Raw genomic sequence first — 13,543 nt, 5'->3', positions numbered from 1 at the left:
AAAGCGTAGGAAGGTTCAGTCCTGTACACTGCACGGCCTTGGCAGCCACACATTCCCCCCGGCTGCGCTCCCGATCCTGGATTTTCCGGCCATGCAGAAAGAAACCGAAATCAAACTCCGCGTCAGCCGCGAAACCCTCGCTGCCCTGCGCGAGCACCCTCTCCTGAAAAAACGCAACAAAAGTGGCTGGGAACGCCGTGAGTTGATGAATCAGTACTTCGACACGCCTGAGCGTGACCTGGCCCGGGCGAAGGTTGCCCTGCGCCTGCGCAAGGACGGCGAAGAAGTGATTCAGACCCTCAAGACCCGTGGCCAGAGCGTTGCCGGTCTGTCCGAGCGTAACGAGTACGACTGGAACCTGCCCAAAGCCAAGCTCGACGTAAAGAAACTCGACGGCGAATGCTGGCCCGAGTCCCTCGCCGAGCTGGACAAGAAAACCCTGAAGCCGATCTTCACCACCGACTTCGTCCGCGAGCGCGCCGAAATCGCCTGGGGCCGTGGCAAGACCAAAGTGGTCATCGAAGCCGCGCTGGACCTGGGCCACGTGGTGGTCGGCAAACAGAAAGAAGAAATCTGCGAGCTGGAACTGGAACTGCGCGAAGGCGAGCCTGCCGCGCTGCTGGAACTGGCCGCCGAACTGGCCGAAACCCTGGCCCTGATGCCGTGCGACATCAGCAAGGCCGAGCGCGGCTATCGCCTGTATGACGCCAACAGCTACTCGCTGAGCCTGCCGGCGCCGGCCATTACTGCCGAAACCCCGCTGGACGACGCCTTCGCCGCCCTGGCCTGGCACTTGCTCGGCAGCAGCCAGCGTCTGGCCGAACAGTATCGCTTCAACGGCCACTGGCGCCTGTTGCAGGACTGGGTCGAGAACCTCGCGGAAATGCGCGCTCTGCTGAGCAGCCTCGGCCAGGCCGCACCGCGTCCGTCGACCCACGACTTACGCGTTGCCCTCGATGCCCTGCTGGAAGACTGGCGTCCGCTGGTACAGGTCGGTATCGAAGACGAAGACGTGCGCAAAGCCGCGCCGGAGCAGTTCCTCGAAGAACTGGAAGACCCGCGTTGGGGCCTGTTCTCGCTGAACGCTTCGCGCTGGTTGCTGGCCCGCACCTGGACGGCTGACCGCAACACCCGTGGCAATCGCCAGGGTGCCGCGCAGTTGCAAAGCTGGCTGCCGCGCCTGCTGGGCGAAGAAGCCACTTCGCTGCAACTGCAGCGTTATCAGCAGCAGCCAGAAGATCTGGCCGAGCAACTGCCGCGCATCGAGCGCATCCAGGTCTGGCTGCACCACGCGCGCAACGTGCTGGAGATCCCGGAAATGGATCGCCTGTACGGCGAGCTGAACAAGCTGGCGCAACTAGCCAACGAACCGACCATCACCGACGAATTGCTCGATGCGCGCAAGCATCAGGCGATTGCGGTGTACCAGAACCGCGCGTGGAAAATGCTGCTGCGCATGTAATCCCCGGATGATGATCGTTCCCACCCGTGGGAACGATCATCAACGCAGTACCGGCAAACTCGTCGTCGACTTGATCTCCGACAACGCCACAATCGAGTTCACTTCCTGAATCCCCGGCACCAGCGACAGCTTCTCGAAGAAGAACCGCTCATACGCCTCGATGTCCGCCGCGACAATCCGCAGCAGAAAGTCCACCGCCCCCATCAGCACGTAACACTCCAGCACTTCGGGAAAGCCGCGAATCGCCTCGGTGAATTCGGTGAAGTTCGAACGGCCGTGGGCGTTGAGTTTGATCTCGGCGAAGATCTGCGTGTTCAGGCCGATCTTCTTGCGATCGAGCAACGTCACCTGACCGCGAATGATCCCCTCCTCCTTCATCCGCTGAATCCGCCGCCAGCACGGCGACTGCGACAGGCCCACCTGTTCGGCGATCTGTGCGCTGGACAAGGAAGCGTCCTCTTGCAGCAGGGCGAGAATGCGCCGGTCGTAGCTGTCGAGCTCGCTGTGCATAAATAATCCTCAAAATCAGCCATTAGCGAATTGATCCACCTTATCAATCGCCCAATCAGCTCATCTTAGACAAGAAATGCCCGGCATCGGATGTAAAAATTCCTCCACTGATTCCGGAGACCTGCCATGCCACACCTCGAAGCCGTCAACACCCCTGCGCCCCGTGCCGATGTGTGGAACGCCAGCAACGCCCATTGCCTTGCGCAGTACCAGATCCTGGCCGAGGCCGAGCCGGATTTGCTGGTGCGGGTGCTGAACCTGTTCGCCTTGCAGTTCCTCACGCCGGAACAGGTCAATGTCCAGCGGCTGGACGTTCTGCTGTCAATCGACATCGTCATGAGCGGCCTGAGCTGGCACCGCGCCCAGGTGATCGCGGAAAAACTTCGTAACCTGATCAGCGTCTGCTCGGTAAACCTGCAAAACCCCGACGCGGCGTGGGATGCGCCGGCGCAGGCGGCCGGCTGACAAGAACCGAAACGTCTTCGTCGGGTAGTGGCCCAACGGTCGGCGGGGCCACGACTATCCTTTGCGCACTGTCGTTCAAAAGGAGCCCGCATGTCCGTTCAACTCGCCACTCAGGACCGCTGGCTGGATCTCAATGAGGTACTGCGTGAACTGGTCGCCCAGGGTTTCATCTGCCAGGACTCGGCCGAGCAGGCGCTGAATGCCCGGCGTCGGCATGCCGCCCACGGTCAGAAGCACCCGCTGGAATTCATCGCCAGCCAGCAACTGGACGACCTCAGCCGTCCGGGCAAACACCTCGACCTGGAAAGCCTGACCCTGTGGCTGGCGCAGCAGGCCGGCCAGCCGTACCTGCGGATCGATCCGCTGAAGATCAACGTCGCCGCCATCACGCCGCTGATGTCCTATGCCTTTGCCCAGCGCCACAAGATCCTCGCAGTGTCGGTCGACCGCGACGCGGTGACCGTGGCCAGCGCCCAGCCCTATGTCAGCGGCTGGGAGGCGGATCTGACTCACGTCCTGAAACTGCCGATCAAACGGGTGGTGGCCAACCCGGCGGACATCCAGCGTTTCAGCGTCGAATTCTTCCGCCTCGCCAAATCGGTCAGCGGCGCCAGCAATGCCGATGCGCAGAGCGGCAACCTCGGCAACTTCGAACAACTGCTCAACCTCGGCGCCAGCGATCAGGAGCCGGACGCCAACGATGCGCACATCGTCAACATCGTCGACTGGCTGTTCCAGTACGCCTTTCAGCAACGGGCCAGCGATATCCACATCGAACCCCGGCGCGAGCAAGGCACGGTGCGTTTTCGCATCGACGGCGTACTGCACAACGTCTATCAATTTCCGCCGCAGGTGACGATGGCCATTGTCAGCCGCCTGAAAAGCCTTGGCCGGATGAACGTCGCCGAGAAGCGCAAACCCCAGGACGGCCGGGTCAAGACCAAGACTCCGGACGGCGGCGAGGTCGAGCTGCGGCTGTCGACCCTGCCCACCGCGTTCGGCGAAAAAATGGTGATGCGGATCTTCGACCCGGAAGTGCTGCTCAAGGATTTCGATCAGCTTGGCTTTTCTGCCGACGACCTGCGGCGCTGGCAGGACATGACCCGCCAGCCCAACGGCATCATCCTGGTCACCGGCCCGACCGGTTCCGGCAAGACCACCACGCTGTACACCACGCTGAAAAAACTGGCGACGCCCGAGGTCAATCTCTGCACCATTGAGGACCCGATCGAGATGGTCGAGCCGGCCTTCAACCAGATGCAGGTCCAGCACAACATCGACCTGACCTTCGCCGCCGGCGTGCGCGCGCTGATGCGGCAAGACCCGGACATCATCATGATCGGCGAGATCCGTGATCTGGAGACCGCCGAAATGGCGATTCAGGCCGCGCTGACCGGACACCTGGTGCTCTCGACCCTGCACACCAACGACGCGCCGAGCGCCATCAGCCGTCTGCTGGAACTCGGCGTGCCGCATTACCTGATCAAGGCCACCGTGCTTGGCGTGATGGCGCAACGACTGGTGCGAACCCTGTGCCCGCACTGCAAGGCGCCGCTGACTCTTGACGAAGAAGACTGGCAAACCCTGACCCGGCCGTGGCAGGCGCCGCTGCCGGGCAATGCGCAACGGGCCATCGGTTGTCTGGAGTGCCGCGACACCGGTTATCACGGTCGCGCCGGGGTCTACGAAATCATGCAACTGAGCGACAGCCTCAAGGCCTTGATCAGCCCCGACACCGATCTCACCGCGATCCGTCGGCAGGCGTTCAAGGAAGGCATGCGCAGCCTGCGATTGTCCGGCGCGCAGAAAGTCGCGGCGGGGCTGACAACGCTTGAGGAAGTATTGCGGGTGACACCACAGAGCGAGCAGAAATAGCCGCTCACGGAACCGGATCGGGGAAACGGCGATCCAACCGGTTATTCAACACCAGTGGAGTCACCCAACATGCGTCTCAAACTTGCTGTCGCCACCCTTGCCCTGCTGTCTCTGCCCGTCGGTTCGGCAATGGCCGACAGCTTTTGGCGTAACGTCATTTCGTCCGGTGCGACCACCGGTTCGACCTACCTGACCTTCAAGGATCACAAACTGATCGTTGCCGCCCAGGACGACGCGGGCAGCTTCGTCGCCAGCGACGGCGGCATCCGTGGCCCGTACCTGGAAGCCGCGATGCAGAAAGTTCGCGCCGACAACCCGGGCCTGCAGGCAACGGACATGGAGCTGGCGAACGCGATCCTGGCGAAGAACGCCGTAGCGTCGGAATAAGAGGCTCACAAAAAATGCCGCTCGAAATGAGCGGCATTTTTTTGCCCGCTGTTCAGCGGTAATCGTCCACCGGCACGCAGGCGCAGAACAGGTTACGGTCACCGTAGACGTTATCGACCCGGTTCACTGCCGGCCAATATTTGTGCGCCTTGGTGTGCGCATCCGGCGTGATGCCCTGCTCGATGCTGTACGGTCGCTCCCACACGCCGGTGATATCGGCCAGCGTGTGCGGCGCCCGTTTGAGCGGGTTGTCCTCGGCCGGCCAGTTGCCGTTTTGCACCTCGGTGATTTCTGCGCGGATGCTCAACATGGCGCCGATGAAACGATCCAGTTCGGCCTTGGACTCGCTCTCGGTCGGCTCGACCATCAAGGTGCCCGGCACCGGGAACGACATGGTCGGCGCGTGGAAACCGTAATCCATCAGGCGCTTGGCGACGTCTTCTTCGCTGATGCCTGTGGCAGCCTTCAGTGGCCGCAGATCCAGTATGCATTCGTGGGCCACCCGCTCGTTGCGCCCGGTGTAGAGCACCGGAAAGGCACCGGACAGGTGCTGCGCCAGGTAATTCGCCGCGAGGATCGCCACTTCACTGGCATCCGCCAGTTGCGGCCCCATCATCGCGATGTACATCCAGCTGATCGGCAGAATGCTCGCACTGCCCCACGGTGCTGCGCTGACCGCACCGTTCTGCGGTTGCGGTCCGTCGATCGGAATCACCGGATGGTTGGCAACGAACGGCGCCAGATGCGCACGCACACCAATCGGCCCCATGCCCGGCCCGCCTCCGCCGTGGGGAATGCAGAAGGTCTTGTGCAGGTTCATGTGCGACACGTCGGCGCCGATGTCCGCCGGCCGCGCCAGCCCGACCTGGGCGTTGAGGTTGGCGCCGTCCATGTACACCTGGCCACCGTGCTTGTGGATAACTTCGCAGATTTCGCTGATGCCTTCCTCGTACACGCCGTGGGTCGACGGGTAGGTCGCCATCAGGCACGACAGCTTGTCCCCGGCTTCGGACGCCTTGGTTTTCAAGTCCTCCAGATCGACGTTGCCGGCGTCGTCGCACTCGACGATCACCACGCGCATCCCGGCCATCTGCGCCGAGGCCGGGTTGGTGCCATGGGCCGAAGAAGGAATCAGGCAGATGTCCCGCCCGCCCTGCTGGCGGCTCTCGTGGTATTTGCGGATCGCCAGCAACCCGGCGTACTCGCCCTGGGCGCCGGAGTTGGGTTGCATGCAGATCGCATCGAACCCGGTGATCGCGCACAGCCAGCGCTCCAGTTCCTCGATCATCAGCGTGTAACCGACCGCCTGCTCCCGGGGCACGAACGGGTGCAGATTGGCGAATTGCGGCCAGGTGATCGGGATCATTTCGCTGGTGGCGTTGAGCTTCATGGTGCAGGAGCCCAGCGGAATCATTGACTGGTTGAGCGCCAGATCCTTGTTCTCCAGCTGCTTGAGGTAGCGCAACATCTCGGTTTCGCTGTGGTGGGCGTTGAACACCGGGTGACGCAGGTAAGGCGTGCTGCGTTGCAGCGTGTCGGGAATGCCGGAGACCAGCGTTTCGCCGTCGAGATCATCGACGCTCAACCCGTGATCGGCGCCCAACAGCACATCGAACAGTCTGGCCACGGTGTTTTCATCACAGGCCTCGTCGAGGCTCAGACCGAGTTGGCCACGACCGAGGATGCGCAGGTTGATCTGCGCGGACTGGGCGCTTTCGATGATCGCGGTTTGCGCCCCGCCCACGTCCAGCGTGAGGGTATCGAAGAAGTGTTGGTTGAGGCGCTGGATGCCATGGCGTTCGAGCCCGGCGGCGAGAATGCAGGTCAGCCGGTGCACGCGCTGGGCGATTCGTTTCAACCCTTCCGGGCCGTGATAGACCGCATAGAAACTGGCGATGTTGGCCAGCAACACCTGGGCGGTGCAGATGTTCGAATTGGCCTTCTCCCGGCGAATGTGCTGCTCGCGGGTTTGCAGGGCCATACGCAGCGCGACGTTGCCGCGAGCGTCTTTCGACACGCCGATGATCCGCCCCGGTATCGCTCGCTTGTATTCCTCGCGACTGGCGAAAAACGCCGCGTGCGGGCCGCCGTAACCCATCGGCACACCGAAGCGCTGGGATGAGCCGAACACCACGTCGGCACCCAGTTCGCCCGGCGGGGTCAGCAGCAACAGACTGAGCAGATCGGCCGCCACGCAGGCCAGCGCCTGCTGCGCGTGCAGGTGATCGATCAAGGGACGCAGGTCGCGGATCTCTCCGTGGGTGTCGGGGTATTGCAGCAGCGCGCCGAACACCTGGTGCTGCTTCAAGTTATCCACAGCGTCGACGATCAGCTCGAAGCCGAAGCCTTCGGCGCGGGTCTGCACCACGGAAATGGTTTGTGGATGACAGTTTTCGTCGACGAAGAACAGATTGCTTTTCGACTTCGCCACACGTTTGGCCAAGGCCATGGCTTCCGCCGCAGCGGTGGCTTCATCGAGCAGCGAAGCGTTGGCCAGTTCAAGGCCAGTGAGGTCGATGGTCAGTTGCTGAAAGTTGAGCAACGCTTCGAGCCGGCCCTGGGCGATTTCCGGTTGGTAAGGCGTGTAGGCGGTGTACCAGCCGGGATTTTCCAGCACGTTGCGCAGGATGACGGTCGGGGTCAGGGTGCCGTGGTAGCCCATGCCGATCAGGCTGGTCCAGACCTGGTTCTGCTCGGCGTAACCGCGCAGTTTTGCCAGCGCCGCCTGTTCGTCCAGCGCCGGCGGCAGGTCCAGCTCGCGGTTGAGGCGAATGCCCGGCGGCACGGTCTGTTCGATCAGCTCGACCCGGCTGCCGAGGCCGAGGCTGTCGAGCATTGCCTGCTGCTCGGCGGCATCGGGGCCGAGGTGGCGGCGCAGAAAGGCATGGGGATCGCGTAACTGGCTCAGGGATGGCAACTGGGACATGACGGGCTCTCTCTTGGCTGGCGGCTCGGCGTCAATGCAACACGGTCAAACCAGCATAGCAGCCACCCCGGCGGCAAAAGTCCCGGGCAGAAAAAAGCCCCGACGGGTCGGGGCTTTGGGGTCTCGTCTGCAGCTTATTCGCCGATGGCAGCCTTGTAGGCAGCAGCGTCGAGCAGCTTGTCCAGCTCGGCCTTGTCGCTAGGCTTGAGCTTGAAGATCCACGCGGCGTACGGGTCGTTATTCAGTTCTTCCGGCGAACCGGCCAGGTCTTCGTTGACGGCAATCACTTCGCCACCGACCGGAGAGTAGATGTCGGAAGCAGCCTTCACCGACTCAACGACACCGGCGGCATCACCGGCGGCGAACACCTTGCCGACTTCGGCCAGCTCGACAAACACCACATCACCCAACGCTTCCTGGGCGTGATCGCTGATGCCCACGGTGACGGTGCCATCGGCTTCCAGGCGCGCCCATTCATGACTTTCGGCAAAACGCAGTTCAGCTGGGATGTTGCTCATGCTCGGTGTCCTCAAGAAATTGTCAGCGGTCGTGCCCGCCGGAAAAGGTTTAGATCAAGGTTTTGCCGTGACGGACGAAGGTCGGTTTGACCACTCGTACCGGATACCACTTGCCACGGATTTCCACTTCGGCGCGGTCGGCAGTCGCCATCGGTACACGCGCCAGGGCAATCGACTTGCTAAGCGTAGGAGAGAAACTACCACTGGTGATCTCCCCTTCGCCAACATCAGCGATACGAACCACCTGATGGGCCCGCAAAACACCGCGCTCCTCAAGCACCAGGCCGACCAGTTTGTGCTGCACGCCAGCGGCTTTTTCCGCTTCCAGCGCATCGCGACCGATGAACCGGCGCGTGGCCGGTTCCCAGGCGATGCTCCAGGCCATGTTCGAGGCCAGTGGCGAAACGTCCTGGTGGATGTCCTGACCGTAGAGGTTCATGCCGGCTTCGACCCGCAGCGTGTCGCGGGCACCGAGGCCGATGGGGGAAATGCCGGCGCCCACCAGATCGTTGAAAAACCCGGGGGCCTGATCGGCCGGCAGGGCGATTTCCAGACCGTCCTCACCGGTGTAGCCAGTGCGCGCGATGAACCAGTCGCCGTCGACGTGGCCTTCGAAAGGCTTGAGCATCTGGATCAGGTTGGCGCGGGACTGGGTCACCAGCTCGGCAATCTTGTGCCGGGCATGGGGGCCTTGAATGGCGAGCATCGCCAGCTCGGAGCATTCGTGCATTTGCACATCGAAGCTGCCCAGCTGTGCCTGCATCCAGGCCAGGTCCTGATCGCGGGTGGAGGCGTTGACCACCAGACGATAACCGTCTTCGAGGCGGTAGACGATCATGTCGTCGACGATGCCGCCGCGCTCGTTGAGCATGGTGCTGTACAACGCACGGCCGGGGCTGTGCAGGCGTTCGACGTCATTGGCCAGCAAATGCTGGAGCCAGGCCTTGGCCTGGGGGCCGGTGACATCGATCACGGTCATGTGGGAAACATCGAACACCCCGCAATCGCGGCGCACCTGATGGTGTTCCTCGACCTGCGAGCCGTAATGCAGGGGCATGTCCCAACCGCCAAAATCGACCATCTTCGCGCCGAGGGCGAGATGCAGGTCATACAGAGGCGTACGCTGTCCCATGGGTTTCTCCTTCCGGGCGTGGCGAAGGTGCGGAGCGCTGCTGCACGGATCGGAAAGCCCTGTAAAAAAGGGCTTTCAGCCGATTTCAGCGACAGGGTCTGTCAGACGGACCGCACCGAATGCCGCGCATTGTAGCCGCATGATTCAGGACTGACGACTAAGTGTTTCTGTGCGCCGAGCGCCGGATCAAACCGATAACCGGCAACAGACCGACCAATACCAGGGTCAGCGCCGGCAACGACGCCCTCGCCCATTCGCCTTCGCTGGTCATTTCGAAGATCCGCACCGCCAGCGTGTCCCAGCCAAACGGGCGCATCAGCAGGGTCGCGGGCATTTCCTTGAGCACATCGACGAACACCAGCAACGCGGCGCTGAGCGTGCCAGGCAGCAACAACGGCAGATACACTTTGAAAAACAGTCGCGGCCCGCTGACGCCCAGGCTACGTGCCGCTTCAGGCAAAGATGGCCGTATACGCGCCAGGCTGCTTTCCAGTGGCCCATAGGCCACCGCCACGAACCGCACCAGATACGCCAACAGCAACGCCGCCAGACTGCCCAGCAGCAGCGGTTTGCCCGCACCGCCGAGCCAGCCGGACAGCGGAATCACCAGCTCACGATCCAGATAACTGAACGCGAGCATGATCGACACCGCCAGCACCGAGCCTGGCAAGGCATAACCGAGATTGGCCAGACCGACTGCCGAATTGATCGTCCGGGTAGGCGCCAGACGCCGGGCGAACGCCAGCAACATCGCCACGCTGACCGTGATCAACGCCGCCATGCCGCCCAGATACAGCGTATGGAGAATCAGCCCGGCGTAGCGCTCATCCAGATCGAATCGCCCGCGCTGCCAGAACCACACCACCAGTTGCAGCATCGGGATAACAAACGCGCAGGCGAACACCAGACTGCACCAGCCGGTGGCCGCCCAGGCCTTCGGCCCGCGCAGGTGATACAGGGCCTTGACCCGTGGCCGCTCGTTGCTTGCCCGATTGGCGCCGCGCGCGCGACGTTCGCCGTACAGCACCAGCATCACCACCAGCAGCAACAGGCTGGCCAGTTGCGCAGCACTGGACAGACTGAAGAAGCCATACCAGGTCTTGTAGATCGCGGTGGTGAAGGTGTCGAAGTTGAACACCGACACCGCGCCGAAATCCGCCAGGGTTTCCATCAGTGCCAGCGCCACGCCGGCACCGATGGCCGGCCGCGCCATCGGCAATGCCACGCGCCAGAATGCCTGCCAGGGTGACTGGCCGAGCACTCGTGCGGCTTCCATCAATCCTTTGCCCTGCGCAAGAAACGCAGTGCGCGCCAGCAGGTAGACGTAGGGATAAAACACCAGCACCAACACCAGAATCACGCCACCGGTGGAGCGCACTCGAGGCAGGCGCAGGCCGGTGCCGAACCATTCGCGCAGCAGGGTTTGCACGGGACCTGCGAAGTCCAGCAGTCCGACGAACACGAACGCCAGCACATAGGCCGGGATTGCGAACGGCAGCATCAGTGCCCAGTCGAGCCAGCGTCGGCCGGGGAATTCGCAGAGGCTGGTGAGCCAGGCGAGGCTCACGCCGATCAGTGTCACACCGACGCCTACGCCGAGGACCAGCGTCAGGGTGTTGCCCAGCAAACGTGGCATCTGGGTTTCCCACAGGTGCGACCAGATCTGGTGATCGATGGTTTGCCATGAGAGCAGGAGCACGCTGAGGGGGAGCAGCACCAACGCGGCGATGGCGAAGACGATGGGGTACCAGCGGCGTTGGGCGGGGTGGGCCAAGGAAACAGTCTCGTTCAAATGATTGTGCCCACGCTCTGCGTGGGCACACATTCTGTGACGCTCCGCGTCACGCTGTCGATAATGCGACGCAGAGCGTCGGGGGCTGCATTCCCACGCAGACGGTTCGACGTGGGAACGATCAAACAGTGCTGTCAGGAAAGACTCAGTTCCAACCCGCCCGATCCATCATCCGGATCGCTTCAGCCTGACGCTTGCCCGCCACTTCAACCGGCAGTGTATCGGCCACGAACTCCCCCCACGCCGCCACTTCTTCCGAAGGCTTCACCGCCGGATTGGCCGGGAACTCCTGGTTCACATCGGCAAAGATCTTCTGCGCTTCAGGCGTGGTCATCCACTCGACCAGCGCCTTGGCTGCTTCCGGGTGCGGCGCATGTTTGGTCAGGCCGATGCCCGACAGGTTGACGTGCACACCGCGATCCGCCTGATTCGGCCAGAACAGTTTTACCGGCAGCTCCGGCTTCTGCTTGTGCAGGCGACCGTAGTAGTAGGTGTTGACGATTCCGACGTCGCACTGGCCGGCGTTGATCGCCTCCAGCACCGCGACGTCGTCGGAGAACACGTCGGTGGACAGATTGTTGACCCAGCCCTTGAGGATTTTCTCGGTCTTCTCGGCGCCATGCACTTCGATCATGGTGGCGGTCAGCGACTGGTTGTAGACCTTCTTCGCCGTGCGCAGGCACAGGCGGCCTTCCCAGTTCTTGTCGGCCAGTGCTTCGTAGGTGGTCAGTTCACCCGGCTTCACCCGTTCGGTGGAGTAGGCGATGGTTCGCGCGCGCAGGCTCAGGCCGGTCCAGGCGTGGCTGGACGAGCGATATTGCAGGGGAATGTTGGCGTCGATGGTTTTCGAGGTGAACGGCTGAAGAATGCCCATCTGCTCGGCCTGCCAGAGGTTGCCGGCATCGACGGTCAGCAGCAGGTCGGCGGTGGCGTTCTCGCCTTCGGCCTTGATCCGCTGCATCAGCGGCGCTTCCTTGTCGGTGATGAACTTGATCTTCACCCCGGTCTTGGCGGTGTAGGCATCGAACACCGGCTTGATCAGCTCATCGATACGCGAGGAGTAGACCACCACCTCGTCGGCGGCCTGGGCGGCAGTGCTGCCGATCAGGGTCAGGGCCAGTGCGGTCAGAACACGCTTGGATGCCAACATGGGAGCGGTCTCTCGGTCGGGAAAAGTGGCCCAAATGATAAGGACTCACATTTACGAGCTCAATCGAACACTTTCCCAAGGAGTTACCAGATGTTGCACGACATTCGTCAGGCCTTGGCCAGTGCCGGCAAGTCCCCGGTCAGACCCAATGCTTCGCGCACGAACAACGCCTTGGCCTCGGGCATCTGCTCGACGATTTTCAGCCCGGTATTACGCAACCAGCGCAGCGGCAGCGGATCGGCCTGGAACAACCGTTCGAAGCCTTCCATCGCGGCCATCAGCGCCAGATTGTGCGGCATGCGCCGGCGCTCGTAGCGGCTCAGGACTTTCACGTCCGCCAGGCGTTCGCCGCGTTCGTTGGCCTGCAACAACACTTCGGCCAGCACCGCGGCATCGAGGAAGCCGAGGTTCACGCCCTGCCCCGCCAACGGGTGAATGGTGTGTGCGGCATCGCCGATCAGCGCCAGGCCCTCGGCCACGTAGCGCTTGGCGTGACGTTGACGCAGCGGCACGCACAGGCGCGGGTCCGCGCTGATGACGTCGCCGAGGCAACCTTCGAAAGCACGCTCCAGCTCACGGCAGAAGTCCGCTTCATCCAGCGCCATCAGCCGTTCGGCTTCGCTTGGTGTGGTCGACCAGACGATCGAGCACCAGTCCTGCTGGCCGTCACGCTCCAGCGGCAAAAACGCCAGCGGCCCGTGATCGGTGAAGCGCTGCCACGCAGTCATGCGGTGCGGCTTGCTGCTGCGCACGCTGGTGACGATGGCGTGGTGCAGGTAATCCCACTCGCGAGTGGCGACACCGGTCAGACGGCGCACGGCAGAATTGGCGCCGTCCGCCGCGATCACCAGCGGCGCGCGCAAGGTGCGGCCATCGGCCAGGGTCAGCAGCCAGTCGTCACCGGAACGGCGCATCTGCTCCAGCCGCGCGTTGGCCAGCAGGCCCATATCGCAATCGTGCAGACGGTCGAGCAAGGCATCCTGGACCACACGGTTTTCGACAATGTGGCCGAGCACATCGGCGTGCACGCTGCTGGCCGAGAAGTGAATTTGACCGGTGCCGCTGCCGTCCCAGACGTGCATGTCGGTGTAAGGGCTGCTGCGTCGGTTGACGATGCCGTCCCACACGCCGAGGCGATCAAGGATCCGCTGGCTGGCCGCCGACAGTGCGCTCACCCGTGGCTCGAACGGCGCGTCGCCATTGAAGGGTTTTACGCTCAACGGGCTGCCGTCGAGCAGCAGGACTTCCAGCCCGCTGCCCTGCAACGCCAGCGCCAGGGCACTGCCGACCATTCCGGCTCCGACAATCAGCACATCCGCGCGCATT

11 protein-coding genes are annotated in these 13,543 nt (G+C 62.9%); 4 read left to right on the top strand and 7 right to left on the bottom strand.

Features of this window, described 5'->3' with window-relative positions; genetic code table 11:
- Window positions 1-91: 91 nt before the first annotated feature.
- Window positions 92-1,462, top strand: a complete 1,371-nt coding sequence (locus AC1Q9F_RS21285; RefSeq protein WP_007951783.1) for a CYTH domain-containing protein — start codon at window positions 92-94, stop codon at window positions 1,460-1,462.
- Between the two features lie 39 nt (window positions 1,463-1,501).
- Here AC1Q9F_RS21285 and AC1Q9F_RS21280 read toward each other — a convergent pair whose 3' ends face one another.
- Window positions 1,502-1,972 carry an Lrp/AsnC family transcriptional regulator gene (locus AC1Q9F_RS21280; protein WP_007951785.1) on the bottom strand — a complete coding sequence of 157 codons (471 nt, stop codon included), beginning with the start codon at window positions 1,970-1,972 and terminating at the stop codon, window positions 1,502-1,504.
- Window positions 1,973-2,098: 126 nt separating this feature from the next.
- Between AC1Q9F_RS21280 and AC1Q9F_RS21275 the strand changes: the two genes are divergently transcribed.
- From AC1Q9F_RS21275 to AC1Q9F_RS21265, 3 genes are all read left to right on the top strand, one after another.
- Window positions 2,099-2,437, top strand: a complete 339-nt coding sequence (locus AC1Q9F_RS21275; protein WP_492620908.1) for an ACT-like domain-containing protein — start codon at window positions 2,099-2,101, stop codon at window positions 2,435-2,437.
- A gap of 90 nt (window positions 2,438-2,527) precedes the next feature.
- Window positions 2,528-4,312 carry a type IV pilus assembly ATPase TfpB gene (tfpB, locus tag AC1Q9F_RS21270; protein WP_085606000.1) on the top strand — a complete coding sequence of 595 codons (1,785 nt, stop codon included), beginning with the start codon at window positions 2,528-2,530 and terminating at the stop codon, window positions 4,310-4,312.
- Window positions 4,313-4,381: 69 nt separating this feature from the next.
- Window positions 4,382-4,699 carry a DUF2388 domain-containing protein gene (locus tag AC1Q9F_RS21265; protein WP_007951791.1) on the top strand — a complete coding sequence of 106 codons (318 nt, stop codon included), beginning with the start codon at window positions 4,382-4,384 and terminating at the stop codon, window positions 4,697-4,699.
- Window positions 4,700-4,751: 52 nt separating this feature from the next.
- On the opposite strand, the gene gcvP is transcribed toward AC1Q9F_RS21265, so the two are convergent.
- The 6 genes from gcvP to AC1Q9F_RS21235 all read right to left on the bottom strand — a co-directional run bounded on the left by gcvP (window position 4,752) and on the right by AC1Q9F_RS21235 (window position 13,542).
- Window positions 4,752-7,625, bottom strand: a complete 2,874-nt coding sequence (gene gcvP, locus AC1Q9F_RS21260) for an aminomethyl-transferring glycine dehydrogenase (RefSeq protein WP_492620907.1) — start codon at window positions 7,623-7,625, stop codon at window positions 4,752-4,754.
- A 134-nt stretch (window positions 7,626-7,759) separates the two neighbouring features.
- The gene (gene gcvH, locus AC1Q9F_RS21255; RefSeq protein WP_085689882.1) at window positions 7,760-8,143 is read right to left on the bottom strand and encodes a glycine cleavage system protein GcvH; all 384 of its coding nucleotides are present in this window, start codon (window positions 8,141-8,143) and stop codon (window positions 7,760-7,762) included.
- A gap of 49 nt (window positions 8,144-8,192) precedes the next feature.
- A complete protein-coding gene (gcvT, locus tag AC1Q9F_RS21250; RefSeq protein WP_492620906.1) occupies window positions 8,193-9,275 on the bottom strand; it encodes a glycine cleavage system aminomethyltransferase GcvT in 1,083 nt (360 codons plus the stop codon).
- A gap of 157 nt (window positions 9,276-9,432) precedes the next feature.
- On the bottom strand, window positions 9,433-11,049 hold the full coding sequence (locus AC1Q9F_RS21245) for an ABC transporter permease (RefSeq protein ID WP_492620905.1): 1,617 nt from the start codon (window positions 11,047-11,049) through the stop codon (window positions 9,433-9,435).
- A 163-nt stretch (window positions 11,050-11,212) separates the two neighbouring features.
- Window positions 11,213-12,217 (bottom strand): extracellular solute-binding protein, encoded by a 1,005-nt coding sequence (locus tag AC1Q9F_RS21240; protein WP_492620904.1) that lies wholly within the window; start codon window positions 12,215-12,217, stop codon window positions 11,213-11,215.
- Window positions 12,218-12,324: 107 nt separating this feature from the next.
- Complete coding sequence (locus AC1Q9F_RS21235) at window positions 12,325-13,542, bottom strand: 2-octaprenyl-3-methyl-6-methoxy-1,4-benzoquinol hydroxylase (protein WP_162831785.1); 1,218 nt, start codon at window positions 13,540-13,542, stop codon at window positions 12,325-12,327.
- Window position 13,543: the final 1 nt, after the last annotated feature.

The sequence above is a fragment of the Pseudomonas sp. GW823-FHT04A03 genome (genome assembly GCF_058796615.1).
The sequence above is the reverse complement of the archived record's forward strand: the minus strand, read 5'-3'. Positions and strand labels throughout refer to the sequence as shown.